This is a genomic window from Mesorhizobium sp. USDA 4413 (assembly GCF_056280365.1).
Genome location: NZ_JBVPRP010000001.1, coordinates 5,047,019 through 5,071,323 on the forward strand (window position 1 = coordinate 5,047,019; position 24,305 = coordinate 5,071,323).

The 24,305-nt window shown below is 64.0% G+C and carries 21 protein-coding genes; 14 read left to right on the forward strand and 7 right to left on the reverse strand.

The window, feature by feature from the left end; translation table 11 throughout:
- Nucleotides 1-12: 12 nt before the first annotated feature.
- Together ACVMIM_RS24805 and ACVMIM_RS24810 are read left to right on the forward strand one after the other, a co-directional pair.
- Nucleotides 13-1,041, forward strand: a complete 1,029-nt coding sequence (locus ACVMIM_RS24805; protein ID WP_476115105.1) for a zinc-binding dehydrogenase — start codon at nt 13-15, stop codon at nt 1,039-1,041.
- Between the two features lie 20 nt (nt 1,042-1,061).
- Nucleotides 1,062-2,054 carry a lipid A biosynthesis lauroyl acyltransferase gene (locus ACVMIM_RS24810; RefSeq protein ID WP_278047957.1) on the forward strand — a complete coding sequence of 331 codons (993 nt, stop codon included), beginning with the start codon at nt 1,062-1,064 and terminating at the stop codon, nt 2,052-2,054.
- A gap of 24 nt (nt 2,055-2,078) precedes the next feature.
- On the opposite strand, the gene ACVMIM_RS24815 is transcribed toward ACVMIM_RS24810, so the two are convergent.
- A complete protein-coding gene (locus ACVMIM_RS24815) occupies nt 2,079-2,510 on the reverse strand; it encodes a L,D-transpeptidase (RefSeq protein WP_476115107.1) in 432 nt (143 codons plus the stop codon).
- Nucleotides 2,511-2,769: 259 nt separating this feature from the next.
- On the opposite strand from ACVMIM_RS24815, the gene ACVMIM_RS24820 reads away from it, so the two are divergent.
- From ACVMIM_RS24820 to ACVMIM_RS24840, 5 genes are all read left to right on the forward strand, one after another.
- Nucleotides 2,770-4,047, forward strand: a complete 1,278-nt coding sequence (locus tag ACVMIM_RS24820) for an acetylornithine deacetylase/succinyl-diaminopimelate desuccinylase family protein (protein ID WP_476115108.1) — start codon at nt 2,770-2,772, stop codon at nt 4,045-4,047.
- 115 nt (nt 4,048-4,162) lie between these two features.
- On the forward strand, nt 4,163-5,644 hold the full coding sequence (locus ACVMIM_RS24825; RefSeq protein ID WP_476115110.1) for an ABC transporter substrate-binding protein: 1,482 nt from the start codon (nt 4,163-4,165) through the stop codon (nt 5,642-5,644).
- A gap of 28 nt (nt 5,645-5,672) precedes the next feature.
- Nucleotides 5,673-6,620: an ABC transporter permease gene (locus tag ACVMIM_RS24830; RefSeq protein WP_476115111.1), complete on the forward strand. Its 948-nt coding sequence runs from the start codon at nt 5,673-5,675 to the stop codon at nt 6,618-6,620.
- Nucleotides 6,621-6,622: 2 nt separating this feature from the next.
- Complete coding sequence (locus ACVMIM_RS24835; protein ID WP_476117352.1) at nt 6,623-7,486, forward strand: ABC transporter permease; 864 nt, start codon at nt 6,623-6,625, stop codon at nt 7,484-7,486.
- Entirely contained in the window at nt 7,483-9,105 is a 1,623-nt protein-coding gene (locus ACVMIM_RS24840) for an ABC transporter ATP-binding protein (RefSeq protein WP_476115112.1), read from the forward strand. Before ACVMIM_RS24835 ends, ACVMIM_RS24840 begins: the two co-directional genes overlap by 4 nt.
- Nucleotides 9,106-9,191: 86 nt before the next feature.
- Here the strand turns inward: ACVMIM_RS24840 and ACVMIM_RS24845 are convergent, their stop codons facing one another.
- Nucleotides 9,192-9,623: a TerB family tellurite resistance protein gene (locus ACVMIM_RS24845; RefSeq protein ID WP_476115113.1), complete on the reverse strand. Its 432-nt coding sequence runs from the start codon at nt 9,621-9,623 to the stop codon at nt 9,192-9,194.
- A 201-nt stretch (nt 9,624-9,824) separates the two neighbouring features.
- On the opposite strand from ACVMIM_RS24845, the gene ACVMIM_RS24850 reads away from it, so the two are divergent.
- The 3 genes from ACVMIM_RS24850 to ACVMIM_RS24860 all read left to right on the forward strand — a co-directional run bounded on the left by ACVMIM_RS24850 (nt 9,825) and on the right by ACVMIM_RS24860 (nt 12,251).
- A complete protein-coding gene (locus tag ACVMIM_RS24850; protein WP_476115115.1) occupies nt 9,825-10,610 on the forward strand; it encodes a TSUP family transporter in 786 nt (261 codons plus the stop codon).
- Nucleotides 10,611-10,915: 305 nt separating this feature from the next.
- Nucleotides 10,916-11,746 carry a helix-turn-helix domain-containing protein gene (locus ACVMIM_RS24855; RefSeq protein WP_476115116.1) on the forward strand — a complete coding sequence of 277 codons (831 nt, stop codon included), beginning with the start codon at nt 10,916-10,918 and terminating at the stop codon, nt 11,744-11,746.
- Nucleotides 11,747-11,831: 85 nt separating this feature from the next.
- Entirely contained in the window at nt 11,832-12,251 is a 420-nt protein-coding gene (locus tag ACVMIM_RS24860; protein WP_476115117.1) for a VOC family protein, read from the forward strand.
- Here ACVMIM_RS24860 and ACVMIM_RS24865 read toward each other — a convergent pair whose 3' ends face one another.
- Nucleotides 12,252-13,724: a cobyric acid synthase gene (locus ACVMIM_RS24865; protein WP_476115119.1), complete on the reverse strand. Its 1,473-nt coding sequence runs from the start codon at nt 13,722-13,724 to the stop codon at nt 12,252-12,254. It abuts the gene before it with no gap.
- On the reverse strand, nt 13,724-14,329 hold the full coding sequence (locus tag ACVMIM_RS24870; RefSeq protein ID WP_476115121.1) for a dimethylsulfonioproprionate lyase family protein: 606 nt from the start codon (nt 14,327-14,329) through the stop codon (nt 13,724-13,726). The genes ACVMIM_RS24865 and ACVMIM_RS24870 overlap by 1 nt, the downstream gene beginning before the upstream one ends.
- Nucleotides 14,330-14,468: 139 nt before the next feature.
- Here ACVMIM_RS24870 and ACVMIM_RS24875 point away from each other — a divergent pair, with 139 nt between their 5' ends.
- Together ACVMIM_RS24875 and mmsB are read left to right on the forward strand one after the other, a co-directional pair.
- Nucleotides 14,469-15,635 carry an isobutyryl-CoA dehydrogenase gene (locus tag ACVMIM_RS24875; RefSeq protein WP_476115122.1) on the forward strand — a complete coding sequence of 389 codons (1,167 nt, stop codon included), beginning with the start codon at nt 14,469-14,471 and terminating at the stop codon, nt 15,633-15,635.
- A 21-nt stretch (nt 15,636-15,656) separates the two neighbouring features.
- Entirely contained in the window at nt 15,657-16,541 is an 885-nt protein-coding gene (gene mmsB, locus ACVMIM_RS24880) for a 3-hydroxyisobutyrate dehydrogenase (protein WP_476115124.1), read from the forward strand.
- Nucleotides 16,542-16,964: 423 nt separating this feature from the next.
- On the opposite strand, the gene ACVMIM_RS24885 is transcribed toward mmsB, so the two are convergent.
- The 3 genes from ACVMIM_RS24885 to ACVMIM_RS24895 all read right to left on the reverse strand — a co-directional run bounded on the left by ACVMIM_RS24885 (nt 16,965) and on the right by ACVMIM_RS24895 (nt 21,848).
- Nucleotides 16,965-18,344: an aspartate aminotransferase family protein gene (locus ACVMIM_RS24885; protein ID WP_476115125.1), complete on the reverse strand. Its 1,380-nt coding sequence runs from the start codon at nt 18,342-18,344 to the stop codon at nt 16,965-16,967.
- Between the two features lie 219 nt (nt 18,345-18,563).
- Nucleotides 18,564-20,633 carry a prolyl oligopeptidase family serine peptidase gene (locus ACVMIM_RS24890; RefSeq protein WP_476115127.1) on the reverse strand — a complete coding sequence of 690 codons (2,070 nt, stop codon included), beginning with the start codon at nt 20,631-20,633 and terminating at the stop codon, nt 18,564-18,566.
- Nucleotides 20,634-20,705: 72 nt separating this feature from the next.
- Nucleotides 20,706-21,848 carry an MFS transporter gene (locus tag ACVMIM_RS24895; protein WP_476115129.1) on the reverse strand — a complete coding sequence of 381 codons (1,143 nt, stop codon included), beginning with the start codon at nt 21,846-21,848 and terminating at the stop codon, nt 20,706-20,708.
- A 256-nt stretch (nt 21,849-22,104) separates the two neighbouring features.
- Between ACVMIM_RS24895 and ACVMIM_RS24900 the strand changes: the two genes are divergently transcribed.
- Nucleotides 22,105-23,682 carry a trimethylamine methyltransferase family protein gene (locus ACVMIM_RS24900; protein ID WP_476115131.1) on the forward strand — a complete coding sequence of 526 codons (1,578 nt, stop codon included), beginning with the start codon at nt 22,105-22,107 and terminating at the stop codon, nt 23,680-23,682.
- 138 nt (nt 23,683-23,820) lie between these two features.
- The gene (locus ACVMIM_RS24905; RefSeq protein ID WP_476115132.1) at nt 23,821-24,285 is read left to right on the forward strand and encodes an endonuclease domain-containing protein; all 465 of its coding nucleotides are present in this window, start codon (nt 23,821-23,823) and stop codon (nt 24,283-24,285) included.
- Nucleotides 24,286-24,305 lie beyond the last annotated feature (20 nt).

Below are 24,305 nucleotides of genomic sequence, written 5' to 3' on the forward strand. Positions count from 1 at the left end.
ACCGACAGGCCCATGCGCGCATTGCAACTTATCGAGGACCGCCGTCTCGAAACGGTGGACCTGCCGCCTCCCCCGCCGCCTTCGCTCGGCGAAGTGACGCTGCGCATCAAGGCAGTGGCGCTCAACCATATCGACGTCTGGGGTTGGCGCGGCATGGCCTTCGCCAAACGCAAGCTGCCGCTGGTCGTCGGCGCCGAAGCCGCCGGCGAGGTCGAGGCGGTCGGCCCCGGCGTGTCCAACCTGCAACCCGGACAGTTGGTCTCGATCTACGGCGCGCGCACCTGCGGACTGTGCCGCGCCTGCCGCGAAGGCCGCGACAATCTCTGCGAGCATGTCTCCGGCGTCCACGGTTTCCACCTCGACGGCTTCGCCCAGGAAAAGATCAACCTGCCGGCGCGCCTCCTGGTGCCCGCTCCCCCCGGCGTGACCGAGATCGGCGCCGCGGTCGCGCCAGTCACCTTCGGCACGGTCGAGCACATGCTGTTCGACAACGCCAGGCTGGAGCCCGGCGAAACCATCCTCGTCCATGCCGGCGGCTCCGGCATCGGCACGGCAGCGATCCAACTCGCCAAGAAGATGGGCTGCACGGTGATCACCACGGTCGGCTCCAACGACAAGATCGACAAGGCCAAGGCGCTCGGCGCCGACCACGTCATCAACTACCGCGAGGATCGGTTCGAAGGCGTCGTGCGCAAGCTGACGAAGAAGAAGGGCGTCGACGTCGTCTTCGAGCATGTCGGCGCCGACACCTTCGCGGGCTCGATGCTGTCGCTCAAGCGCGGTGGCCGTCTCGTCACCTGCGGCTCGACCTCCGGCGTGTCGACGCAGGTCAATTTGATGCAGCTCTTCCAGCAGCAGCTGAAGCTGCTCGGTTCCTTCGGCTGCCGCATGGAGAACATGGCCAATGCCATGCAGAAGATGGCCGCCGGTCTTGTCGCCCCCGTCATCGATACCGAAGTGGGTTTCGACGACATCGATGCCGCGCTGAAGCGCATGGAAGGCCGCGACGTCTTCGGCAAGATCATCCTGCGCGTTTCCTAAAGCAGTTCCGGGAAAGGCGGATGGTCGGCAACGCGCTCAGGAAAGCCCGCCGGGACTTCATGTTCCGCTACGGCCGGCGGCTGCGCCAGATGGAGCACTGGCTGGTCGCCAAGCTCGCCATCGTATTGCTTTCGCTGCTGCGCCTGTTGCCGCCCGACAGTGCGCTCAACTTCGCCGATCGCACCGCCCGCCGGGTCGGTCCGCTGGTCGGGCGCCACCGCGTGGCGGTCAACAATCTGCGCTTTGCCTATCCGCAAAAGAGCGATGCCGAGATCGAAGCCATCGCGCGCGACATGTGGGGCAATATGGCCCGCCTCGCGGCCGAATATATTTTCCTCGACGCGCTCTTCGACTTCGATCCGGATGCTTCGAAGCCGGGACGGATCGAGGTGCGGGGCATCGAGCATTTCGTCGAGATCGCCGGCGAGAAGAAGCCGCATATCCTGTTCACCGGCCATCTCGGCAATTTCGAGCTGCTGCCGGTGGCCGCCGCCACATTCGGCATGAACATCACCGCGCTGTTCCGCCCGCCGAACAACCCTTATCTCGCCGACTACATCCACTCGACGCGCCGCTCCTCTATGGGCGCGCTGTTGCCCTCCGCCGCCGGAGCGTCTTTCGCCCTTGCCGCCATCCTGGAGAAAGGCGGCAATATCGGCGTTTTGGTCGATCAGAAATTCTCCGGTGGCGTGGAGACGACTTTCTTCGGCCGTCCATGCCAGACCAATCCGATGCTCGGCATGCTTGCCCGCCACTATGACTGCGATGTCTACCCCGCCCGCTGCATCAGGCTGCCGGGCAATCGCTTCCGGCTGGAAATCGAGGACAAGCTGGCCCTGCCGCGCACCGGCGACGGCAGCGTCGACGTCGATGCCGCCACCCAGCTTCTCACCGACGTGGTCGAGCGCTGGGTGCGCGAGGATCCTGGACAGTGGATGTGGTTCCACAAGCGCTGGGAAATCAGCGGCCGCCGCCGCAAGCGCGCAAAGGCAAAGGCGGCAGCCGGCCAGTAAAGGGCCTTTTTGCCGCCCAGGAACTCAGTTGGCCACGACGATCCGCGTGTTGCCAAAGCCGGCTTCCTTGACCATCGCGTAGAAGGTCGCGGCATTGGCCGGATGCAGACGCACGCAGCCATGCGAGGCCGGACGGCCGAGATTTCTTACCGCCCCGGTGCCGTGAATGGCGTAACCGCCGTGGAAGAACACCGAATAGGGCATCGGCGAGTTGTCGTATTTGCGCGAATACCACATCCGGGTTGCCCATTGCGGCCGGTAGCTGCCACGCGGCGTGAAATAGCCCTTGCGCGCGGTCGACACGCTCCAGCGATAGACGACCTGGCCGTATTTGCTGACGGTCATGGTCTGTGTCGAGACGTCGATATTGGCGACCAGCGTGGCCGGCCGGCTTGCGACGGACATGCCGAACAACGCGGTTGCCAGCACGGTTGCCATGAGAACGAACTTTTTCATGCGATCAAACCCCTTTGATTGCCCCTGCCATCCACGCGGTTTTCCATCTTTTTGCCGGCAGGTGCGTTAAGTACCACACACTCGTTGACGAATCCGCCAATCCGACGCGGTCAATTTGAACGATTTCCCGGTATAGGTGCCGACGTGAAACGCACCCTCTGAAGTTTAACCGGAGGCGTTGGGCCATGCCTGGATCGTCCTGTGGCAATGAGCGACTGCTTGCTTGCAAAAGTGCTGCGTTCCTTCTTCAATCCGCCGCATGAATGAACAACTTCTCAAGGCGGTCGAGGACCGGGCCGACGACCTCGTCGCGCTCACCGCGGACCTGATCCGCTTCCCGACCGTCAATCCGCCAGGCGAGGCCTACCGGCCCTGCGCCGAGTTTCTTGGCGCGCGCCTGAAGAAACGCGGCTTCGAAACCGAATTCATCCGTGCCGAGGGCGCGCCCGGCGACAGCAACCGTTATCCGCGCGTCAACGTCGTCGCCCGCTTCGATGGCCGCTCGCCCGGTCCCTGCGTGCATTTCAACTCGCATATCGACGTGGTCGAGGCCGGCGACGGCTGGACCGTCGATCCCTTTGCCGGCGTGGTGAAGGACGGCAGGGTCTATGGCCGCGGCGCCTGCGACATGAAAGGTGGTCTGGCCGCGTCGGTCATCGCCGTGGAAGCCTTCATGCACACCTATCCCGACTTTCCCGGCGCCATCGAGATATCGGGCACGGCGGACGAGGAATCGGGCGGCTTCGGCGGCGTCGCGCATCTGGCCAGGCTCGGCTATTTCTCCAGGCCGAAGGTCGACCACGTCATCATCCCCGAGCCGTTGAACAAGGACCGCATCTGCCTTGGCCATCGCGGCGTCTGGTGGGCCGAGATCGAGACCAAGGGCGAGATCGCGCATGGCTCGATGCCGTTCCTCGGCGACAATGCGGTGCGTCATATGGGCGCCGTGCTGCAGGCCTTTGAGGACGAGCTGTTCCCGGCGCTCGACCGCAAGATCACGCGCATGCCGGTGGTGCCGGAAGGCGCAAGGCGCTCGACCATGAACATCAATTCCATCCATGGCGGCCAGACCGAGGACTTCCGACCGGGCCTCCCCTCGCCCAACGTGCCGGATTCCTGCCGGCTCACCATAGACCGGCGGTTCCTGCTGGAAGAGGACATCGCCACCGTGAAGGGCGAAGTCACCGGCATCCTCGAGCGGCTGAAACGCGAGCGCAAAAAGTTCGATTACGAGATCCGCGACCTGATGGAGGTGCTGCCGCTGATGACCGAGCGCGACGCGCCGGTGGTGAAAGCCGTTGCCAAAGGTATCATGGAGGTGTTCGAGCGCGAGCCCGATTATGTGATCTCACCCGGCACCTACGACCAGAAGCATGTCGCGCGCATCGGCCATCTCTATGACTGCATTGCGTACGGTCCGGGCATTCTCGACCTCGCCCATCGGCCCGACGAATGGGTCGGCATCGCCGACATGGTGGAATCGGCCAAGGTGATGGCGATCGGCCTCAATGTGCTCTTGCGCGGCACGATCGACTAATGGGTAAAAACATTCCGCCTGGCCCCGCCGGGCAGCACGAAACGCAATTTACTCGCGCGCGAAATCACGCTTCTATCCGCCGGCTTGAGCAGGTTTGAGCAATGGGAGTTCTGCGATGAAACTGTGGAAGACCATCCTGGCCGCGGCTGTGCTGTCGCTTGCCGCCGCCACGTCGGCCTTTGCCGCACGCACCGATCTCACGCTCGGCATCGTGCTCGAGCCGCCGCATCTCGATCCGACCGCCGGCGCGGCCGCAGCTATCGGCGAGGTCACCTATGCCAATGTCTTTGAAGGGCTGACCCGCATCGACGATAACGGCCAGGTTCAGCCCGGTCTCGCCGAAAACTGGACCGTGTCTGACGACGGCAAAGTCTACACGTTCAAGCTGCATTCCGGCGTGAAGTTCCACGATGGCTCGGCCTTCAGCGCCGACGACGTGAAATTCTCGCTGGACCGAGCGCGTGCCAAAGATTCGCTCAATCCGCAAAAGCAGCTCTTTGCGCACATCACCGATGTCACTGCGGTCGATCCGGCGACCGTCAAGGTCACTCTCGACGGGCCGCAGGGCAGTTTCCTATACGACATGGGCCAGGTTGCGGCGGTGATCGTGGCGAAGGGGTCGGCCGACGGCAATAAGGACAAGCCGATCGGCACCGGTCCATTCAAGCTCGATCACTGGGCCAAAGGTTCCGAGATCACGCTCGTCAAGAACCCGGATTACTGGGGTACACCCGCCGCGCTCGACAAGGCGACATTCCGCATCGTGCCCGACGCCGCCGCGGCTGTTCCGGCATTGCTCTCGGGCGACATCCAGGCTTTCGCCAACATGCCCGCACAAGACGCGCTCGCGCAGCTCCAGTCCGATCCTCGCTTCAGTGTCGTGATCGGCTCGACCGAGGGCGAGACCATCCTGTCGATCAACAACAGGAAGCCGCCCTTCGACAAGCTCGCGGTGCGGCAGGCGCTCGCCTCGGCGATCGATCGCAGTGCCATCATCGCGGCCGCTTCGAACGGCCTTGGAAAGCCGATCGGCTCTCATTTCTCGCCAGGCGATGCGGGCTATGTCGATCTCACGGGCGTCTATCCGCACGACATCGCCAAGGCTAAGGAATATCTGAAGGAAGCGGGGCTTGAGAACGGCTTCTCGGCCACGATCAAGCTGCCGCCCGTACCCTATGCACGCGACGGCGGCCAGGTGATTCAGTCCGAACTGAAGGACATCGGGGTCAATCTGCAGATCGTCCCGGTCGAATGGGCGGAGTGGCTGAGCCAGGTCTTCACCAACAAGGACTACGACCTGACGATCGTTTCCCATGTCGAGCCCAACGACATCGATATCTATTCGCGGCCCGGCTACTATTTCCAGTATGACAATCCGAAGTTCAACGATGTCATCAAGGAGCTCGGCACCACGGTCGACAAGGACAAGAGGCTGAAGCTGCTGGGCGAGGCGCAGAAGATTCTCGCGCATGACGTGCCCGCCGTCTACCTGTTCGAGCTGCCCAAGATTGGCGTCTGGGACGCCAAGCTGCAGGGTATGTGGACGAACTGGCCGATCGAGGCTGACGATCTGACCAAGGTGGAGTGGACGGATTGAGACCGGCGCGATCGACCGATCGCTTCCCATGACCGCCTATCTCCTGAAACGCATCATCATCGCGGCCCTCACCCTGGTGCTGGCCTCGATGGTCGTCTTCGCGGTCATGGAGATCCTGCCGGGAGACCCGGCGCGCCTGATGCTGGGCCTCAATGCCAGCGCCGACCAGGTTGAAATGTTGCGCAACCAGATGGGACTGAATGCCCCGCTGGTGCTGCGCTATCTCCACTGGGCGGGCGGCTTGCTCAGCCTCGATTTCGGCCGCTCCTACACCTATTCGGTGCCCGTCATAGAACTCGTGCGCGAACGCATTGCCGTTTCCCTGCCGCTGGCGCTGATCGCGCTGGCGCTCTCGACCATCATCGCCATTCCGGTCGGCGTGTTCTCCGCCAGCCGCCAGGGCCGCGCCGGCGACACGCTTGCCATGGGCGCCGCCCAGCTCGGCGTCGCAGTGCCGAATTTCTGGTTCGCGCTGATGCTGATCTATCTGTTTGCCGTCTGGCTGCACCTCGTTCCCGCCGGCGGCTTTCCGGGCTGGGGCGCCGGTATCTGGACGGCGCTGAAAGCTCTGCTGTTGCCGGCCATCGCTCTCGCGCTGCCGCAAGCGGCGATCCTGGCGCGTGTCGCCCGCTCGGCGCTGATCGAGGTGCTGAACGAAGACTATATCCGCACCGCCCGTGCCAAGGGCCTGCCCTATCGCGCCGTGCTCTGGCGCCATGCGCTGCGCAACGCCATGATCCCCGTGCTCACCATTCTCGGCCTGCAATTCGCCTTCCTGCTCGCCGGCACCATCATTATCGAGAACGTCTTCTACTTGCCTGGCCTCGGCCGGCTGATCTTCCAGGCGATCACCCAGCGCGACCTGATCGTGGTCGAGAGCATCGTCATGCTGCTGGTCACCGCCGTGATCTTTATCAACCTCCTCGTCGATTTCTCCTATGCCATCGTCGACCCGCGCCTCAGAGGCCGGCAATGAGCATGCACATCGACCTGCCCGAGGAAACCCTTACCGGCGTGCTGGCCAAGGCCCTCGGCAATCGCTCCTTCCTGATCGGTCTGGCCATCGCGCTGCTGATCGTGGCCGTGGCGCTCATCTCCTTCGTCTGGACGCCCTACGACGTCACCAGGCTGGTGATCGCCGACAAGACGCAGGCACCCTCTTGGGCGCACTGGTTCGGCACCGACCATTTCGGCCGCGACATCCTGTCTATGATCATGGTCGGCGCTCGCAATTCGATCGCCGTGGCGCTTGTCGCCGTCGGCATCGGCATGGGCATTGGCGTGCCGCTCGGCGCTTTCGCCGCCGCGCGCGGGGGACTGGCCGACGAGGCGCTGATGCGCGTCAACGACCTGGTCTTCGCCTTTCCCGCGCTGCTCTCGGCGATCATGATCACCGCGATCTTCGGTCCGGGCGCCATCAACGCCATCATCGCCATCGGCATCTTCAACATACCTGTCTTTGCGCGCGTCGCCCGCGCCGGCGCGCTCGCCATCTGGCCGCGCGAGTTCATCCTTGCCGCGCGCGCCGCCGGCAAGGGCATGACGCGCATCACCGTCGAGCATATCCTGCCCAACATCGCGACGCTGCTGCTCGTTCAGGGCACCATCCAGTTCGCGCTGGGCATCCTCGCCGAAGCCGCGCTTTCCTATGTCGGCCTCGGCGCCCAGCCGCCGATGCCGAGCTGGGGCCGCATGCTGTTCGACGCGCAGACGCGCATGGTGACCGCACCCTGGATGGCGATTTTTCCGGGCATGGCGATCGTCATCACCGTGCTTGGGCTGAACCTGCTCGGCGACGGCATCGCCGACATCCTTGACCCGAAATCACGGCGGCGCCGATGAGCCTGCTCGAGATCGAAAACCTGTCGCTGGCCATCGGCGCGACATCGATCCTGAAAGGCGTCGAGCTGACAGTCTCGCCCGGCGAGGTTGTCGGCCTTGTCGGCGAATCCGGCTCCGGCAAGTCGATGACGGCGCTGACCATCATGCGACTTTTGCCGCATCTGGCACGCGCCGACGGACGCATCACCTTCGACGGCATCGACATCCTCGGCGCGACCGAGGACCAGATGTGCGCCTTGCGCGGCGATGACATCGGCATGGTCTTCCAGGAGCCGATGATGGCGCTGAACCCGGTCAAGACAATCGGCGAACAGGTCGCCGAAGGCATACGCTGGCACACCCGAGCGGGCCGCGCCGAAGCCGAGGGGCGCGCCCGAAAGATCCTCGACCGCGTCGGGCTGCCGGAGGCCAAATTCCCGCTGTCGCGCTACCCGCACGAACTGTCCGGCGGCCAGCGCCAACGCGTCGTCATCGCCATCGCCTGCGCGCTGAAGCCCAAACTTCTGATCGCCGACGAGCCGACGACGGCGCTCGACGTGGTGCTGCAGGCGCAGATCCTCGATCTCCTGCGTGACTTGGTCAGCGAAAACCGCATGGGCCTTCTGCTCATCTCGCATGATCTTGCCGTGGTCACCGAGATGGCCGACCGCCTGACCATCCTGCGCCGTGGCGAGGTGACGGAAGCCGGCGACACCGCCCGTACGCTGTCGGAGCAACAACACCCCTACACGCGCGAGCTGGCGCTGGCCTCCATGCACGTGCCGGCGCGTCCGAAACCGCACTTTGCCGGCTCGGCAAAGCCTTTGCTCGAAGTCGAGGGCGTCGGCCGGGACTATCCGGGACGGCGCAAAACTCTGTTCCGACCGGCGCAGCCGATCCGCGCCGTCGACGATGTCTCGCTCACCATAGAGCCTGCCCAGTCGGTGGCGCTCGTCGGACGCTCGGGCTGCGGCAAGTCCACCCTCGCCCGCATGATCCTTGCCTTGGACAAGCCGACGGCCGGCACGATCCGCTTTCGCGGCGATACCATCACGGGCAAACCGGAATCGGCGCTGAGGCCGGCCCGGCGCGACATGCAGGTCGTGTTCCAGGATCCTTACGGCTCCTTCGACCCGCGCCAGAAGGTGGAGAAGCTGGTGGCCGAGCCGCTGCATCTTCTGGAAAAGCAGCCGGCACAGGCCGAGCGCCGCGAGATGGTCGCGCACGCGCTGCACGAAGTCGGGCTCGGCCCACGCGACATGGACAAATATCCGCATGAATTCTCGGGCGGCCAGCGCCAGCGCCTGTCGATCGCCCGCGCCATTATCACCCGCCCAAAGCTGGTGGTCGCCGACGAGCCGGTCTCGGCGCTGGATGTCTCGATCCGCGCCCAGATCCTCGACCTGTTCGCCGAGCTCAACCAGAAGCTCGGCATCGCCTACCTCTTCATCACCCATGACCTGACGGTCGCCCGCGCCATGGCGGACGAGGTCCTGGTCATGCATGAAGGCAAGATCGTCGAGCGCGGCCGCGCCGCGGAGGTGCTGGACCATCCGCGCTCGGAAGCGGCGCAGGCGCTGGTCGCCGCGGCGCCCGACCTTCACCGCGCCATCGCACGCAAAATGCAGGAACAGGGGTGAGCCGGCGTGTTTGCTGACGCAATTTCGGACGGAAGGCTACGGCGAAGTCGCCGAGCCTAAACGCACACACTGTCCCTGGAATTGCTTCAGCTCTCCGGCTTCACCAGATCGACGGGGCTGATATCGAGCAGGTCGAGCGTGCGGCGCAACAGCTTCACTTCGCTCTCCGCCAGCCTGGCGTCGGCCTTGGCGATCTCGGCCATGTGGCGCGCAAGCAGTTTCCGGCGCTCGACATCGAGGTCGCGGAACAGCGAGATCGCCTGCGAGCCGTTGGTCTCGTAGCCGTAGTCGTTCAGGTATTCGATGACGCTGTCGATGCTGCTTTCCGGAATGCCGAAGGCTTCCTTGCAGATGCGCCGAAAGACGACCATCTCGCTCTCCGAGACCGAACCGTCGGCCAGGATCATGCGGAACAGCATCAAGAGTTCCGCCGACAGCACCGGATCGTCCGCGACCTTGCGAACGCCCGGGTCACCGTCGAAGATCGAACGTATCTGGTCGAGCAGCACCATCGCCAAAGCTCCCTTTGCGACTCCGTCGAGATTGTTAGAGCAATTCCAGGAAAAGTGTGAAGCGGTTTTCCGTCCGGAATTGCGCCAAAGCAAGGAACAGAGCGGTTCGGTGTGGAACGGCGAACGCTCTGGCGCGGAATTGGCCTTGCGCAAACTGGTGGAGCGTGTTGCAAGCAGCGGCTCTTTTCGCCGTGACTTGCCAGCCTCATGATCGACCTGACCCTGCAGACCGTCCTCATCCTCATCGCCGCTGCCTTTGCCGCCGGCTTCGTTGACTCGATTGCCGGCGGCGGCGGGCTGATCACGATCCCGGCGCTGCTGCTGGCCGGTTTTTCGCCGGTCGCAGCCCTTGGCACCAACAAATTGCAGGGCATGTTCGGTTCCGGGTCGGCCACCATCCATTATGCCGCCAACGGCCAGGTCGATTTGCGCCGGCAGCTGCCGTCGGCGCTGGTGGCGCTTGTCGGCGGCGCGGTCGGGGCGCTTTTGGCGACCGTCGTGCCCGGCGATTTCCTGCGCGCCATCCTGCCGCTGCTCCTGATCGCCATCGCACTCTACTTCGCGCTTAAGCCGAATATGGATGATGTCGACCGCGCCGAACGGCTGTCGCCTTTCCTGTTCGGGCTGATTATCCCGCCGCTTGTCGGCTTCTATGACGGCGTCTTCGGCCCCGGCGCCGGCTCCTTCTACATGCTCGCCTTCGTCACCCTCGCCGGCTACGGCGTGCTCAAGGCCACGGCGCACACCAAGCTGCTCAACTTCGCTTCCAACATCGGCGGCTTCATCGTCTTCGCCGCCGTCGGCGTCATCGACTGGAAGATCGGCCTAATGATGGGCGTGGCGCAGTTCATCGGCGCCCGCGTTGGCGCGAGCCTGGCCATCCGCGTCGGCGCGAGGCTGATCAAGCCGCTGCTGGTGGTGGTCTGCCTGGCGCTGGCGATCAAGCTACTAGCCGACCCCGCCAATCCGCTGCGCCAGCTCATTGGTGCGTGAGGCGGCTGCTGGTACAATTCCAGCGTTGCGAATCATGTTGGAGGGACCAGACATGAATCTCAGTGCACCCACCCAGCTTGTGTTCATTATTTCGTTGGTCATCGCCATCATCGGCCTTCTTGCCGCTCTTGGCCTGCTTGCATCATTCCGTTTGCGTCCGTTTGGATCATGCTCATCGCCTATATCGTGCTCACCGCCGGCTGTTTGATGCGCGGCGCTTAAGATTCGCAGATCTCGGGCAACTCGGAGCGCCCGGCCCTGCCGGGCGCTTTTGATTTGGAGATACGGTCTGCTAGGCTCGCGGGATGTCCGACGAGACAGAGCGCCACCGCCAGGATAATCGCTCTCCCGCCCTCCATTTCGAGATGGTGCGGCGCAAGCCTGCGGCCTCGCTCGCAGGCATCGTCACCGATATCTGCGGCTATCGGGAGATATGGCCCGGCCATTTCCGCATCGTCGAATATGCCTCGCTGACCGTGCCGCTGGTGATCAGTTTCGCCGAAGCCTTCGCCATCGGGCTCGGCCACACGCCTGGCGACAATGACCGCTACGCCAGCTTCGCCGCCGGCCTCTTTGCCGGGCCGGTCATGATCGAATCCTTCGGCGGTGCCCGCTGTGTCCAGGTCAATTTCACGCCGCTTGGCGCCAGGCAATTCTTCGGCCTGCCGATGAGCGAGCTGCGGGATCGCATGGTCGAGCTGGACGATGTGCTGGGTTTTGACGGCATCGCGCTGCGCGAGCGGCTCGGCGAGGCGTCGGATTGGGACAGGCGCTTCGACATCGCCGAGAACTATATTGCCGGCCGCCTGGCGGAGGGGCATGCGCTTTCGCCCGAAATCGCCTGGGCCTACCGGACGGTCATCGCGTCGGGCGGCCGCACCCGCATTTCCGCGCTCGCGGGCGAAATCGGCTGGAGCCGCAAGCATCTGGCGGCCAAATTCGCCGACGCGATCGGCATCGGCCCGAAGACCTTGTCGCGCATCGTGCGCTTCAACCGCGCGCTGTCACTATCGAAGCGGCAGGACGACTGGGCCGACATCGCAGCCGATTGCGGATATGCCGACCAGGCGCATCTAGCGCGTGAATTCCGCCAGCTTGCCGGCGAAACGCCGACGGGGCTCGCGGCGACGATGTAGCCTCAGGCGAGGTAACATTTCTTCAAGACGCGGCAACCGGCCTTCGCACAGACTGACATTCATCAACCGACACAGGGAGATTGTCATGCCGACAGCAAACGAAGCACCCCGTCTCTATCCAGCCCTGCGTTACAGGAACGCGGCCAAGATGATCGACTGGCTCAGCGAGGCCTTCGGCTTTGAACTTCGCGCCCGCTATGGCGAGGGCGATATCGTCCACCACGCCGAGCTCACCTTCGGGTCCTCGATGATCATGCTGGGCACCGCGCGCGACGACGACTACGGCAAGATGGTCGGTGATCCAAGCGGTGGCGGCGGCAAGTCGATCTACGTCGCCGTCGATGACGCCGACGCCGCCTATGAGCGCGCCAAGAAGGCCGGCGCGAAAATCATTCAGGAACTGGTCGACCGCGACTATGGCAGCCGCGAGTTCATCTGCCTCGACCCGGAAGGCAATGTCTGGTCGTTCGGCACCTATTGGCCCAAGGCGGGCGAGAAGGCGTAGTCAGCGCGCCAGCCCAAAAATCGCGTCGCAGTCGAGATGCCGTTCCAGCTCGGCCGCGACCTCGTCCAGCGCCTTCTCGACGTCGGCGCGGTAATCGATGCCGCCTCCTCTCACGCCAAGGCTCTCCAGATAGGCGGCGCGATAGGCGTCGGCTGAAAACAGCCCGTGCAGATAGGTGCCGATCACCTTGCCGTCGGCGGAAACGGCGCCGTCCTCGGCGCCGTTGAGGATCGTCGACGGCCGCGCCGTGTCCGGGCCGGTGGTGCGGCCGAGATGGATTTCGTAGCCTTCAAGCGGCAGCCCGAACTGCACCGAATGCGCGCTTGAATTGCGCACGGTCTTTTCAGGCTCCATCACTGTTTCAATGTCGAGCAGGCCGAGACCCTCCGCCTCGGTCACGCTGCCCTCGATGCCGTCTGGGTCGGTCACCCTTCTGCCGAGCATCTGGTAGCCGCCGCAAATGCCGACGATATGGCCGCCGCGCTTGCGATGGGCGAGAAGATCGCGATCCCAGCCGTTCTCGCGGAATTTGATGAGATCGCCGATCGTCGATTTCGAGCCGGGAATGACCACCAATCCGGCATCTTCCGGCAGCCTCTTGCCTGACGGCACGAACACCACCTCGACCTGCGGTTCGGCCTTCAGCGGATCGAGATCGTCGAAATTGGCGATGCGCGCCAGCATCGGCACCGCCACCTTCAGCGCCCGCTTCTCGCCGGCAGCAAGACGCTCGAGCACGACGGAATCCTCTGAAGGCAGCCGTGCGGCCGCCTTCAGCCACGGCACGACCCCGAAACAACGCCAGCCGGTGAACTTTCCGATCGCCCTTATGCCGTCGTCGAACAGCGAGACATCGCCGCGGAACTTGTTGATGAGATAGCCGGCGATCATGCGCCGGTCTTCCTCCGGCAGGATGAGATGCGTGCCGGCGACGGAGGCAATAACGCCGCCGCGATCGATGTCGCCGACCAGGATCACCGGCACATTGGTGCGCGTGGCAAAGCCCATATTGGCGATGTCGCGGCTCCTGAGATTGATCTCGGCCGGCGAGCCGGCGCCCTCGACGATGACAAGATCTGCGCCCTCGCCGACCTTCGCCCAGGACTCCAGCACCGCGTCCATCAGCCCGGCTTTCATCGCCTGGTAGTCGCGCGCCCGCGCCTCGCCATGGACCTTGCCCTGCACCACCACTTGCGAGCCGATATCGCTCTGCGGCTTGAGCAGCACCGGGTTCATATGGACGGTCGGCCTCACCCCGCAGGCCAGTGCCTGCAGCCATTGCCCGCGACCGATCTCGCCCTCGCCGGCTTTGTCGCCAGGAATGTCGGCGACGGCGGCGTTGTTCGACATGTTCTGCGGCTTGAACGGCCTGACCTTCAATCCGCGATTCTTCGCGGCGCGGCAAAGCCCGGCCACCAGCACGGTCTTGCCGACATCGGAGCCGGTGCCCTGCAGCATGATCGCCTTGGCCATCAGCCCTTGCCTCCCGAGCCGATGATTGATTTCTGCGCCAGCGGCCCGCCGCGCCAGAGATAGAGCGCCATCAGCGGCTCCGTGCCCGTGCGCATGGCATGGCTGACATTGGAGGCGTGGTGAATGACCTCGCCGGCGTCGCGAATATGAAAGTTCCCCTCCTCCATCCGCCACTCGGTGCCGCTGGTCAGCGGAATGTAGATTTCTTCCGCGATGTGGTGATGGTCGGGATAGACGATGTCCGGCCCGAGGATCAGCAGACCGCCAGCGACCGCGTCATTGACGAAATGCCCGCGCGTGCCGAAAACCTCCAGCCAACCGTAATTGTCGATGAAACCCTGCCCGAAATCGGCGGCGGTATAGGTCTGCCCCCAGCGCAGCTCAGCCCGATGATCGGCAACGAACCGCGCCAGCGGCCTGGCGTTTGTCGGCGCCAGCTCGGCGATGCGATCGAGAAGGCCAAGGCAGTCAATCGCGCGCGGTTCGAGAGAACGGAAAGGCATGTCCCAGCCGATGCGCGCGACTTCATCCGCGACGAGATCGCTGTCGACGCCGGCGAGATAGGCTTGAAACCGCTCCAGCAACTCATCGAAAATTGTCGGCACGCAAGAGCTCCGTTGGTCATTCCGTGCACAGCCGGTTCTCAACGGCCCGGGTTGCGCGGCGGCATCATTGGTCTAGATTGAACGGCGCGCAAAGCCAAAAACGACAGGCCACAAGGCCTGAAGCGACAGGGAGCACGCCATGGACGCGGCAGTCGATGCGGGCGCTGGCCAGTTCGAACTCAATGAGGAACAGCGCGCCATCCAAGAGATGGCTCAGGCTTTCGCGGCGGACCGCGTCGCGCCCAATGCGCTCGACTGGGACAAGGCGAAGCACTTCCCCGCCGATGTGATCCGCGAGACCGGGCCGCTCGGCCTGGGCGGCATCTATGTGCGCGACGATGTCGGCGGCTCGGCGCTTGGGCGGCTGGACGCGGTTCTGATCTTCGAGGCGCTTGCCCACGCCGACCCGGCGTTCTCCTCCTTCATTTCCATCCACAACATGGCGGCCTCGATGATCGACCGCTTCGGCTCAGACGAGCAGCGCCAGCGCTTCCTGCCGAAACTGACGTCGATGGAGTGGCTGGCGAGCTATTGCCTGACCGAACCCGGTTCGGGCTCGGATGCCGCCGCGCTGAAGACGCGCGCAGTCAAAAACGGCGGCGAATATGTGCTCAACGGCGCCAAGCAGTTCATTTCCGGCGCCGGCGACAGCGATCTCTATGTCGTGATGGCGCGCACTGGCGGCGATGGCCCGAAAGGCATTTCGACCTTCGTCGTGCCCAAGGATGCGCCGGGGCTCTCCTTCGGCGCCAATGAGCACAAGATGGGCTGGCACATGCAGTCGACCCGCCAAGTCATCTTCGAGGATTGCAAGGTGCCGGCCGAGAACCTGCTGGCCGCGGAAGGCGCCGGCTTCGGCATCGCCATGGCCGGGCTCGATGGCGGACGGCTGAACATCGCCGCCTGTTCGCTCGGTGGCGCGCAATCGGCGCTCGACAAGGCACTCGCCTATACGGCCGAGCGCAAGGCCTTCGGCTCCAAGATCAACCAGTTCCAGGCGCTGCAGTTCAGGCTGGCCGATATGGAGACGGAGCTGCAGGCGGCCCGCATCTTTCTCTACGCCGCCGCTTCCAAGCTCGACCGCAAGGCGCCCGACGCCGGCAAATGGTCGGCCATGGCCAAGCGGTTCGTCACCGATATCGGCTTCGACATCGCCAACCAGGCGCTGCAATTGCATGGCGGCTATGGCTATCTGCACGATTACGGCATCGAGAAGCTGGTGCGGGACCTGCGTGTTCACCAGATCCTCGAAGGCACCAACGAGATCATGCGCGTCATCATTGCGCGGACGCTGATTGGCCGCTGAACAGACTTTTGGAGAGAGACAATGAGCACCATCGCCTTCATCGGCTTGGGCAATATGGGCAATCCGATGGCCGCCAATCTCGTCAAGGCGGGGCATTCGGTGCTGGGCTTCGATCTCGTGCCTGAAAACCTGACGGTTGCGAAAGAGCACGGTGTGACGGTGATGGCGAACGCCGTTGCTGCGGTGAAGGACGCCGATTTCGTCATCACCATGCTGCCGGCCGGCAAGCATGTTCTGTCGGTCTATGAGGACATCGCGCCCAAGGCAAAGAAAGGCGCGCTGTTCATCGATTCCTCCACCATCGATGTTGAATCGGCGCGCAAGGCGCATGCGATTGCCGCCAAGCATGACCTGCAATCGATCGATGCCCCGGTCTCCGGCGGCACGGGCGGTGCCGCGGCCGGCACGCTGACCTTCATGGCCGGCGGATCGAACGAGGCCTTCGCTGCCGCCGAACCGATCCTGAAGCCGATGGCCGGGCGCGTCGTCCATTGCGGCGGCGACGGCGCCGGACAGGCGGCCAAGATCTGCAACAACATGATTCTCGGCATCTCGATGATCGGCGTCGCCGAGGCCTTCGTGCTGGCCGAGAAGCTCGGCCTCTCGCACCAGGCGCTGTATGACGTCGCCTCGACCTCGTCGGGCCAATGCTGGTCGCTCACCACCTACTGCCCGGTGCCCGGCCCCGTTCCGGCGTCGCCGGCCAACCGCGACTACAAGCCCGGCTTTGCCGCCGCGCTGATGCTGAAGGACCTGAAATTGTCGCAGGAAGCCGCGCAGAGCGCCGGCGCCGTGACCCCGCTCGGCGCCGAAGCCACGCAGCTTTATGCCTTATTCAACGCGCAAGGCCACGCCGGCGCGGATTTTTCCGGCATCATAAATTTCTTGCGCGGCGACAAAAGCTAAACAGCTGCTTTCGAACGGTTATTAGCGGATTTTTTCGACACAAAGCCGGCAAATTTAGATTTGCTTAAGGTCTCGCTAACTCACCGGTAACGATGTGTCTTTAAAACGGACTGCGAGGCGGACATCGCAACCGCCCGGCGCTCCGGATCAGGTCTCGCGTACCGGAGCCCGTAAGTTTCGCAAGTATCCTGTAGCGAAACGCCATGCGTATCTGGCAGAGCCGCGTTCCCGCCGGGACGCGGTTTTTGCGTTTTGGAGATACCCTCCGCGAGCCGTACAGGAATGGACCGGGCGCCCAACGAGGAGCGCCCGGAAAATATCCGCTTAGAGCAATTCCGGGAAAGTGTGAGCGGTTTTCCGTTCGGAATTGCGTAAAAACAAGGAGATAGAGCGGTTCGCCGTTTCGTGAAACGGTGAAAGGCTCTAGCGCTTGCGCAAATCCGCATCCGCGAGATCGAGCGCCTTGGCGATACGCTCGCAGGCCATGTCGATCGTGTCGCGCGTCCAGATCAGCGGCGGCGAGAGAATCATCGTGTCGCTGGTAGCCCGCATCATCATGCCGTTCGCGATCGCATGGTCGCGCACGACGACGGCGGCGCTTCCCGACGGCAGATAGCGCTCCTTGGTCGCCTTGTCCTTGACGATCTCGATCGCGCCCATCAGGCCGATCGAACGCACCTCGCCGACCAGCCTGTGGCCGGCGATCCGTTCCTGCAGCGCCTGCGCGAAATAGGGTCCGGTGTCATTCCTGACGCGCTCGACCAGTCCTTCCTTCTCGATGATCTCGAGATTCTTGAGCGCCACCGCGCAGGCCACCGGGTGACCGGAATAGGTATAGCCGTGATAGAACTCGCCGCCCTTCTCGACCAGCGTCTTGGCCACACGGTCGCCGACCAGCAGCGCCGACAGCGGCTGGTAGCCGGAGGTTAGCGCCTTGGCGGTGGTGATGGTGTCGGGCTCGACCCCGAAGGTCTGCGCCGCGAACCATTCGCCGGTGCGGCCATAGCCGGTGATGACCTCGTCCAGCATCAGCAGCACATCGTATTTGCGGCAAATGCGCTCGACTTCCGGCCAGTAGCTCATCGGCGGGATCTTCACCCCGCCCGCGCCCATTACCGGCTCGCCTATGAAGGCGGCAACCTTGTCGGCGCCGGCCTCGAGGATCGCGTCCTCGACCGCCTTCGCGGCGCGGATACCGAAATCATGGTCGCTTTCGCCGGGCAGCGCCAGCTCATAGCCGTAAGGCATCATCACATGGACGATGTTGGGCACCGCGCCGCCGAGTTGCTTGTGCATCGGCTCCATGCCGCCGAGCGACGTGCCGGCGATCGTCGAGCCGTGATAGGCAGACTTGCGCGAGATGATGCGGTTCTTCTCGGGCTTGCCTTCGAGCGCCCAGTAATGGCGGACAAGCCGAAGCGCCGTGTCGTTGGCTTCCGAGCCGGACGAGCCGTAAAAGACCTGGCCGACGTGATTCGGCGCCAGCTCCGCCAGCTTCTTCGACAACAGCACCGGCGTCGGCGTCGAGCATTTGAAGAAGGAGTTGTAGTAAGGCAGTTCCTTCATCTGCGCGTAAGCCGCCTCGGCCAGCTCGTCGCGGCCGTAGCCGACATTGACACACCACAGGCCCGCCATGCCGTCGAGGATTTCGGTGTCGTCGGCATCGTAGATGAACGGGCCCTTGGCATGGGTAATGATGCGCGAGCCCGCCTCACGCAGTTCCTTGTGGTCGGTGAAGGGATGAAGGTGGTGCGCGGCGTCAATCTGCTGAAGCTGCTTCAGCGAATAATTCTGATAAGTCATGGATTTGATCTTTCCTCTTGAATCAATCCGGCAGGAGCCGGGGCGGATTCGTCAGAGGAAGGCAGGCGGCGAATAGCCGATGCGGGCGCACAGCCGCAAAAGCTCGGCGCGAAGGGTCCGCGGTGACGGCGTCACCGCGACCCCGAAGGCGCCTGATGTGCTGAAGCGGATCATGGCGGCAGCTTATGCCGCCTGAGGCCTAAAATTCAAGCCACCCCGTCAGGCAGTCTTACGGAGCGACCGCTGCAGGAAGATGTAGCGCATCGCCGTCTGCGCCGCCTGCGGCCGGCGGTCTCCGCGCCCGCCATGGCCGCCTTCGGTTTCCTCGAAGAACAGCGTCCGGCCATGGCCTGCCTCCTGCAGCCGCGCCGCCATCTTGCGCGCATGTCCGGGATGCACGCGGTCGTCGGCGGTCGACGTCATCAACAGTACCGGCGGATAGGCGACATTGGCCGCGACATGCTGGTAGGGCGAATAGGCGCCGAGCCAGGCCGCCTCCTCCGGGTTCGACGGATCGCCATATTCGGCGATCCACGAGGCGCCGGGCGGCAATTCGGTGTAACGCAGCATGTCGAGCAGCGGCACGTCGATGATGACGGCGCCGAACAGTTCCGGCCGCTGCGTCAGCATTGTTCCGGTGAGCAGGCCGCCATTCGAGCCGCCCTGGATGCCGAGCTGCGCGGCCGTGGTGATGCCACGCCTCACCACATCCTCGGCGACGGCCGCGAAATCGTCGAAGGCGTTCTGGCGCTTGCCCTTGAGCGCCGCCTGGTGCCAAGCCGGACCGAACTCGCCGCCGCCGCGGATATTGGCCTGGACATAGGCGTTGCCCCTGTCCAGCCAGAGCTTGCCGCGGATGCCGGCATAGCCGGGCAGCAGCGGCACTTCGAAGCCGCCATAGCCGTAGAGCAGCGCCGGCACCGGCCCTTTCTGGTCGCGCCTCCGCACCACGAAATAAGGGATCATCGTGCCGTCCTTCGAGCGCGCCTCGAACTGCTCCGAAACATAGGGCGAAGCATCGAAGCGGGCCGGCTGCGCCTTCACGGTTTGGAGTGTCTCGCCATTGTCGTCCGACCAGATGATCGAGCTCGGCGTCAGGAAATCGGTGAAGGAAAAAGACACGCTCGAGCCGAAATGCTCGACATGGCTGATGCCGACATTGCCGTTGTCGGGCAGCGCCACCGGCTTGAGCGACCAGCCGTCGGCGGCGCGATCGCAGGCGATGACCTTGCCGCGCACATTGTCCATCAGGTTGATGAACAGCCGGTCCTGCGTCCTGGCGAGCCCGGCGATCGAGACGCGATGCGCCGGCGCAAGCACGGTTTCGAACGGACCGAATGCGCTGCTCTCGATCCAGCGGTCGAAATCGACGGAATAAAGCCCGTCGGGCAGGCAGCGCGTGCCGTCCGGCGCTGTCCATGGGCTGCGCACGCCGAAGATCAGTTGTCCCTTGAAGACCGCCGTGTCGGTGGCATCGTCGGGCAGCGGGATGCGCCGGTTCTCGCCGGAAGCCAGCCGCAGGAAACTGTGCGAGGTGAAGAAGTCGAGCGTCTTGCCGAGCAGCACATGCCGCTTGTCACCGTCATATTCGACGCCACCGCCGACCGAGAGATGCTGCTTCTCGCCCTCGAAGATCGGCGTCGCGTCCTCGAGCTTCGTGCCGCGTCGCCAGAGTTTGATGACGCGCGGATAGCCTGACTGCGTCTTGTCTTCGTCCTCGAAAGCCGCCGAGACGATCACCGTATCCCGGTCCAGCCAGGAAAAACCCGACTTGGAAGCGCGCGCGGAAAAACCGCCATCGACAAAGGACCTCGTCGCGATGTCGAATTCGCGCATCTCGCTGGCATCGCCGCCGTCAGGCGACATGTAGAGCAGGCAGCGGTCGAAGTCGGGATAGAGCCGGCTCGCCCCGCCGAACACCCATTTGATGCCTTCCTTCGCCGAGAGCTGGTCGAAATCGATGATCGTCTCCCATTCCGGCTTGTCGGTCTTGTAGGAAGCGACGGGCGTGCGCCGCCAGAGACCCAGCGCATTGGTCTTGTCCTGCCAGAAATTATAGACGTAGCCGGCAAGCGCGGTCCCGACCGGCATATTGTCCTCGGCCGTCATCAGGTCGAGCGCGGTTTGGAAGGTCGCCGGATAGGAGGGATCGCCCTGCAATTCGGCGACGGTCAGCGCATTCTGGCGATGAACCCAGTCCAGCGCTTCCTTGCCGTTGCGGTCTTCCAGCCAGAGGAAGCGATCTTCAGCGGTCAATTCGGACCGGGCTTTGGTCATCGTGCTGGTCATGCGGGTCTCCATCTGGGGCTCCGCCTACATCGCGTTCGCTGCGTTGATATTCAAGAGCGGCGGCGAGACTGATTACAAAACCCGCCGGCGTACGACCGTCGCCGCCGCCAGCGCGGCGCAGATGGCGCCCAGCGTGACCGGCAGGCCGGCGGCGCCGATGACATCCATCACGCTGCCGGTGAGCGGCGGCACGACGATGCCGCCAAGGCCCCACATCAGCGAAAAGGCGGCATTGCCGGCAACCAGCGCCGAGCCGGTGAAGCGTTCGCCGAGCTCGATGATCGACATCGTGTAGATGCCGTAGGAAACCGCGCCCCAGACAAAGACGCACACCCAGATCAGCGGCGTCTCGATCAACGCCGGCAAAAGCACGCATCCAAGGATGGTCACCGTCACACACCCGAAGCGTACAAGGCGCGCCGTCAGTCTTTCGGCAAGCAGGCCAAGCGGCACCTGCATGGCGATGTTGCCGGCGATCATTGCCGACAGCAGCGCCGACATGCGCGCTTCGGGAATGCCGTGATGCGTTCCATAGACCGGCAGCAGCGCCAGAATCGCCTGCTCGAAACCGGCGGCGACGACCACAGCCGACATGAGCAGCCAAGCCGTTGGTATGAAGCCCAGCACCGAAACCTTGTTCTCGGGCTCATCGACTTTCGGCAGTTGCTTCACCACCGCGGCCAGGCAGGCGCCGCAGAAGACGAAAGCAAGGATGCCGACCAGGAAAGGCGGCCAGCCTTCGGTGCCGACGGCAAGCAGGCAGAGCGGCCCGGCGGCAAAGCCGGCCGAGATGATGGTGGAATAGATGCCCATGACGCGGCCCCGGCGCGACGGCGGCGCGAGCGCAATCACCCAGATTTCGCTGAGCACATAGAGCGGATTGGTCACCACGCCGATCAGGAAGCGCAGCGGAAACCACAGATAGACATTTTGCGTCCAGCCGACCAGCGCCAGCACCAGCGCGGAGAGCGCTGCGCAAGTGAGCGCGGTGCGCCCCGCCCCGAAGCGGCGCGCCAGCCCCGGAATCAGCGGCGAGGACAGGATGAAGCCGACCGGCGTCATCGCCGCCGACAGACCGATCACGGCCGGCGAAACGCCTTGCCGCTGCAGGATGAAGCTGAGCAGCGGATAGGAAAGCCCTTGCGCGATGGCGAACACCGAAACGGTCGCAATCACGCCGGTGATCGCGGCCCACTGCACCCTCTCGCTGCTCATTGAATCCGCCAGAGCCATCAGTCCTGATCCAATCGGTTGAAGGCTTAGCCGTTGCGGCCGGTCACCGTAAGGGCCAACTGGCGGCGAAAGCGTATGTTCCAGCCACTCCCTGTCAGGAGAGTCGGCGTTGCATGACGCTCGCATCCTCCCCTTCCGTCATGTCGCTTCCCTCGCCCTAGTGGTCGCCGCCTCCTCACCGGCAGCATTGCCGCCGGTCCATTATGCCGGCCAATTTCGCATCCTCACGAGGCTTCTCATGACCGCCGCCCTTCATCCCGCCGAACCGGCACTGGCAACCGATCGCGCCCGCCGTGGCGGCCGCGCGGGCAAGCGCGCCGGCGGCTCGGCCGCGTTCGAGCAGCCCGCCTTCCGGCAATTGAAGAACCCGCTGGCGCCGACCAAGCTCGTATCCGACGACGAATTGGAATCGATCCACCTCGCCTCCCTGCGGGTGCTGAAGGAGATCGGCGTCGACGTGCTGCACGAGGAAGCCCGCCGCATCATGAAGGCGCATGCCGCCGATGTGCGCGAAGGCTCGGAGCGCGTGCGCTTCGACAGCGACATGATCCTCGAGCTTGTCTCGCATTGCCCGTCGGAGTTCACGCTGCATGCCCGCAACCCGGCGCACAATCTGCGCTTCGGCGGCAACAACGTCATCCTGTCGATGATGGCTTCGGCGCCGAATTGCTCCGACCTCGACCGCGGCCGCCGGCCTGGCAACCAGGCGGACTACCGCAATTTTCTGCGCCTGGCGCAGATGCACAACATCCTGCAGTGCACCGGTGGCTATCCGGTCGAGCCGATCGACATCCATCCGTCGGTGCGGCACCTGGAATGCATCCGCGACCTCGCCATGCTCACCGACAAGGTCTTCCACATCTATTCACTCGGCAAGGAGCGCAATGTCGACGGTATCGAGATCACCCGCATCGCCCGCGGCATCAGCCGCGAACAGCTGATGCAGGAACCGTCGGTCTTCACCATTATCAACACCAATTCGCCGCTCAAGCTCGATGTGCCGATGATGGAAGGCATCATCCAGATGGCCAGCATGGGTCAGGCCGTGATCGTCACCCCGTTCACGCTCTCGGGCGCCATGGCGCCCGTCACCGTCGCCGGCGCGCTGGTGCAGCAGAATGCCGAGGCGCTTTCCGGCATAGCCTTCGCGCAGATGGTCAAGAAGGGGGCGCCGGTCGGCTATGGCGGCTTCACCTCCAATGTCGACATGAAGTCCGGCGCGCCGGCTTTCGGCACGCCCGAATATATGAAGGCACAGCTCGTCGGCGGCCAGCTCGCCCGCCGTTACAATATCCCCTACCGCACCTCCAACACCTGCGCCGCCAACACGATCGACGCGCAGGCAGCCTATGAAAGCGTCTTCTCGCTGTGGGGCGCCATCCAGGGCGGCGGCAATCTGATGATGCACGGCGCCGGCTGGCTGGAAGGCGGCCTGCGCTGCTCCTACGAAAAGACCATCCTCGACATCGACCTGTTGCAGATGGTGGCCGAGTTCCTGACCCCGCTCGATCTTTCCGAGGACGCGCTCGGCTTCGACGCCATCCAGGCGGTCGGTCCCGGCGGTCATTTCTTCGGCACCCAGCACACGCAAGAGCGTTACAAGACCGCTTTCTATTCGCCGATCGTCTCCGACTGGCGCAACTTCGAGACCTGGACCGAGGCCGGCTCGCCGACGGCGATGGAGCGGACCAACAAGGTCTGGAAGGAGCGCCTTGCTTCCTACGAGGAGCCCTACATGGATCCGGCCATCCGCGAGGAACTCAACGACTTCGTCGAAAAACGCCGCGCCGAAGGCGGCGCGCCGACGGACTTCTGATCTTCTATGTTGAGGATGAACAGTCGACCCCCACTCCGTCGAGCTTCGCTCGACACCTCTCCCCCGATCGACGGGGGAGAGGAAAGGCGCGAGGCGATTCCAGCCGGCTCCCTTCCTCTCCCTCCGGAGGGGGGAAAGGTGGCGCCGCGAAGCGGCGACGGAGTGGGGGAAGGCGCTGCTCAAACGCGAAGCCGCCGCAAACAAGGCACCACTCGGCGAGCAAGAAACCTGCGTCAAGCAGGCAATCAAGCGGAGGCATTACTGTGGCTTGAGTTAAAAGGGCGCAAGCTCGGCGGTTGTCGCTTTACGCGCCAGTTCTCCATCGGTCCCTTTTTCGCCGACTTCGCTTGCCGCGAGCATTGGCTTGTCGTCGAGATTGATGGGCACCAACATGCCGACAGCTCATATGACCGCCGCCGTGACGACTTCATGCGCGCTCAAGGCTATTCGATCCTGCGTTTCTGGAACCATGACGTCCTGAAACATCGCACTTCCGTCTGTGAAACCATCCTCGCCGCGCTTGATGGTAAATTGGCAGAGAACATTGCGGTGGCCGATCTGCGCTTTGTTTTTACGCCTCGCCCACTCGATTCAATCTCTTAAAACTCAGTCTCTGTAAAAAC

What these genes read in the sequence shown, in the direction of transcription:
- ACVMIM_RS24805 (WP_476115105.1), top strand. Translation starts at nt 13, where the DNA reads ATGCGCGCATTGCAACTTATCGAGGACCGCCGTCTCGAAACGGTGGAC.
- ACVMIM_RS24810 (WP_278047957.1), top strand. Translation starts at nt 1,062, where the DNA reads ATGGTCGGCAACGCGCTCAGGAAAGCCCGCCGGGACTTCATGTTCCGC.
- ACVMIM_RS24815 (WP_476115107.1), bottom strand. Translation starts at nt 2,510, where the DNA reads ATGAAAAAGTTCGTTCTCATGGCAACCGTGCTGGCAACCGCGTTGTTC.
- ACVMIM_RS24820 (WP_476115108.1), top strand. Translation starts at nt 2,770, where the DNA reads ATGAATGAACAACTTCTCAAGGCGGTCGAGGACCGGGCCGACGACCTC.
- ACVMIM_RS24825 (WP_476115110.1), top strand. Translation starts at nt 4,163, where the DNA reads ATGAAACTGTGGAAGACCATCCTGGCCGCGGCTGTGCTGTCGCTTGCC.
- ACVMIM_RS24830 (WP_476115111.1), top strand. Translation starts at nt 5,673, where the DNA reads ATGACCGCCTATCTCCTGAAACGCATCATCATCGCGGCCCTCACCCTG.
- ACVMIM_RS24835 (WP_476117352.1), top strand. Translation starts at nt 6,623, where the DNA reads ATGCACATCGACCTGCCCGAGGAAACCCTTACCGGCGTGCTGGCCAAG.
- ACVMIM_RS24840 (WP_476115112.1), top strand. Translation starts at nt 7,483, where the DNA reads ATGAGCCTGCTCGAGATCGAAAACCTGTCGCTGGCCATCGGCGCGACA.
- ACVMIM_RS24850 (WP_476115115.1), top strand. Translation starts at nt 9,825, where the DNA reads ATGATCGACCTGACCCTGCAGACCGTCCTCATCCTCATCGCCGCTGCC.
- ACVMIM_RS24855 (WP_476115116.1), top strand. Translation starts at nt 10,916, where the DNA reads ATGTCCGACGAGACAGAGCGCCACCGCCAGGATAATCGCTCTCCCGCC.
- ACVMIM_RS24860 (WP_476115117.1), top strand. Translation starts at nt 11,832, where the DNA reads ATGCCGACAGCAAACGAAGCACCCCGTCTCTATCCAGCCCTGCGTTAC.
- ACVMIM_RS24865 (WP_476115119.1), bottom strand. Translation starts at nt 13,724, where the DNA reads ATGGCCAAGGCGATCATGCTGCAGGGCACCGGCTCCGATGTCGGCAAG.
- ACVMIM_RS24875 (WP_476115122.1), top strand. Translation starts at nt 14,469, where the DNA reads ATGGACGCGGCAGTCGATGCGGGCGCTGGCCAGTTCGAACTCAATGAG.
- mmsB (WP_476115124.1), top strand. Translation starts at nt 15,657, where the DNA reads ATGAGCACCATCGCCTTCATCGGCTTGGGCAATATGGGCAATCCGATG.
- ACVMIM_RS24885 (WP_476115125.1), bottom strand. Translation starts at nt 18,344, where the DNA reads ATGACTTATCAGAATTATTCGCTGAAGCAGCTTCAGCAGATTGACGCC.
- ACVMIM_RS24890 (WP_476115127.1), bottom strand. Translation starts at nt 20,633, where the DNA reads ATGACCAGCACGATGACCAAAGCCCGGTCCGAATTGACCGCTGAAGAT.
- ACVMIM_RS24895 (WP_476115129.1), bottom strand. Translation starts at nt 21,848, where the DNA reads ATGAGCAGCGAGAGGGTGCAGTGGGCCGCGATCACCGGCGTGATTGCG.
- ACVMIM_RS24900 (WP_476115131.1), top strand. Translation starts at nt 22,105, where the DNA reads ATGACCGCCGCCCTTCATCCCGCCGAACCGGCACTGGCAACCGATCGC.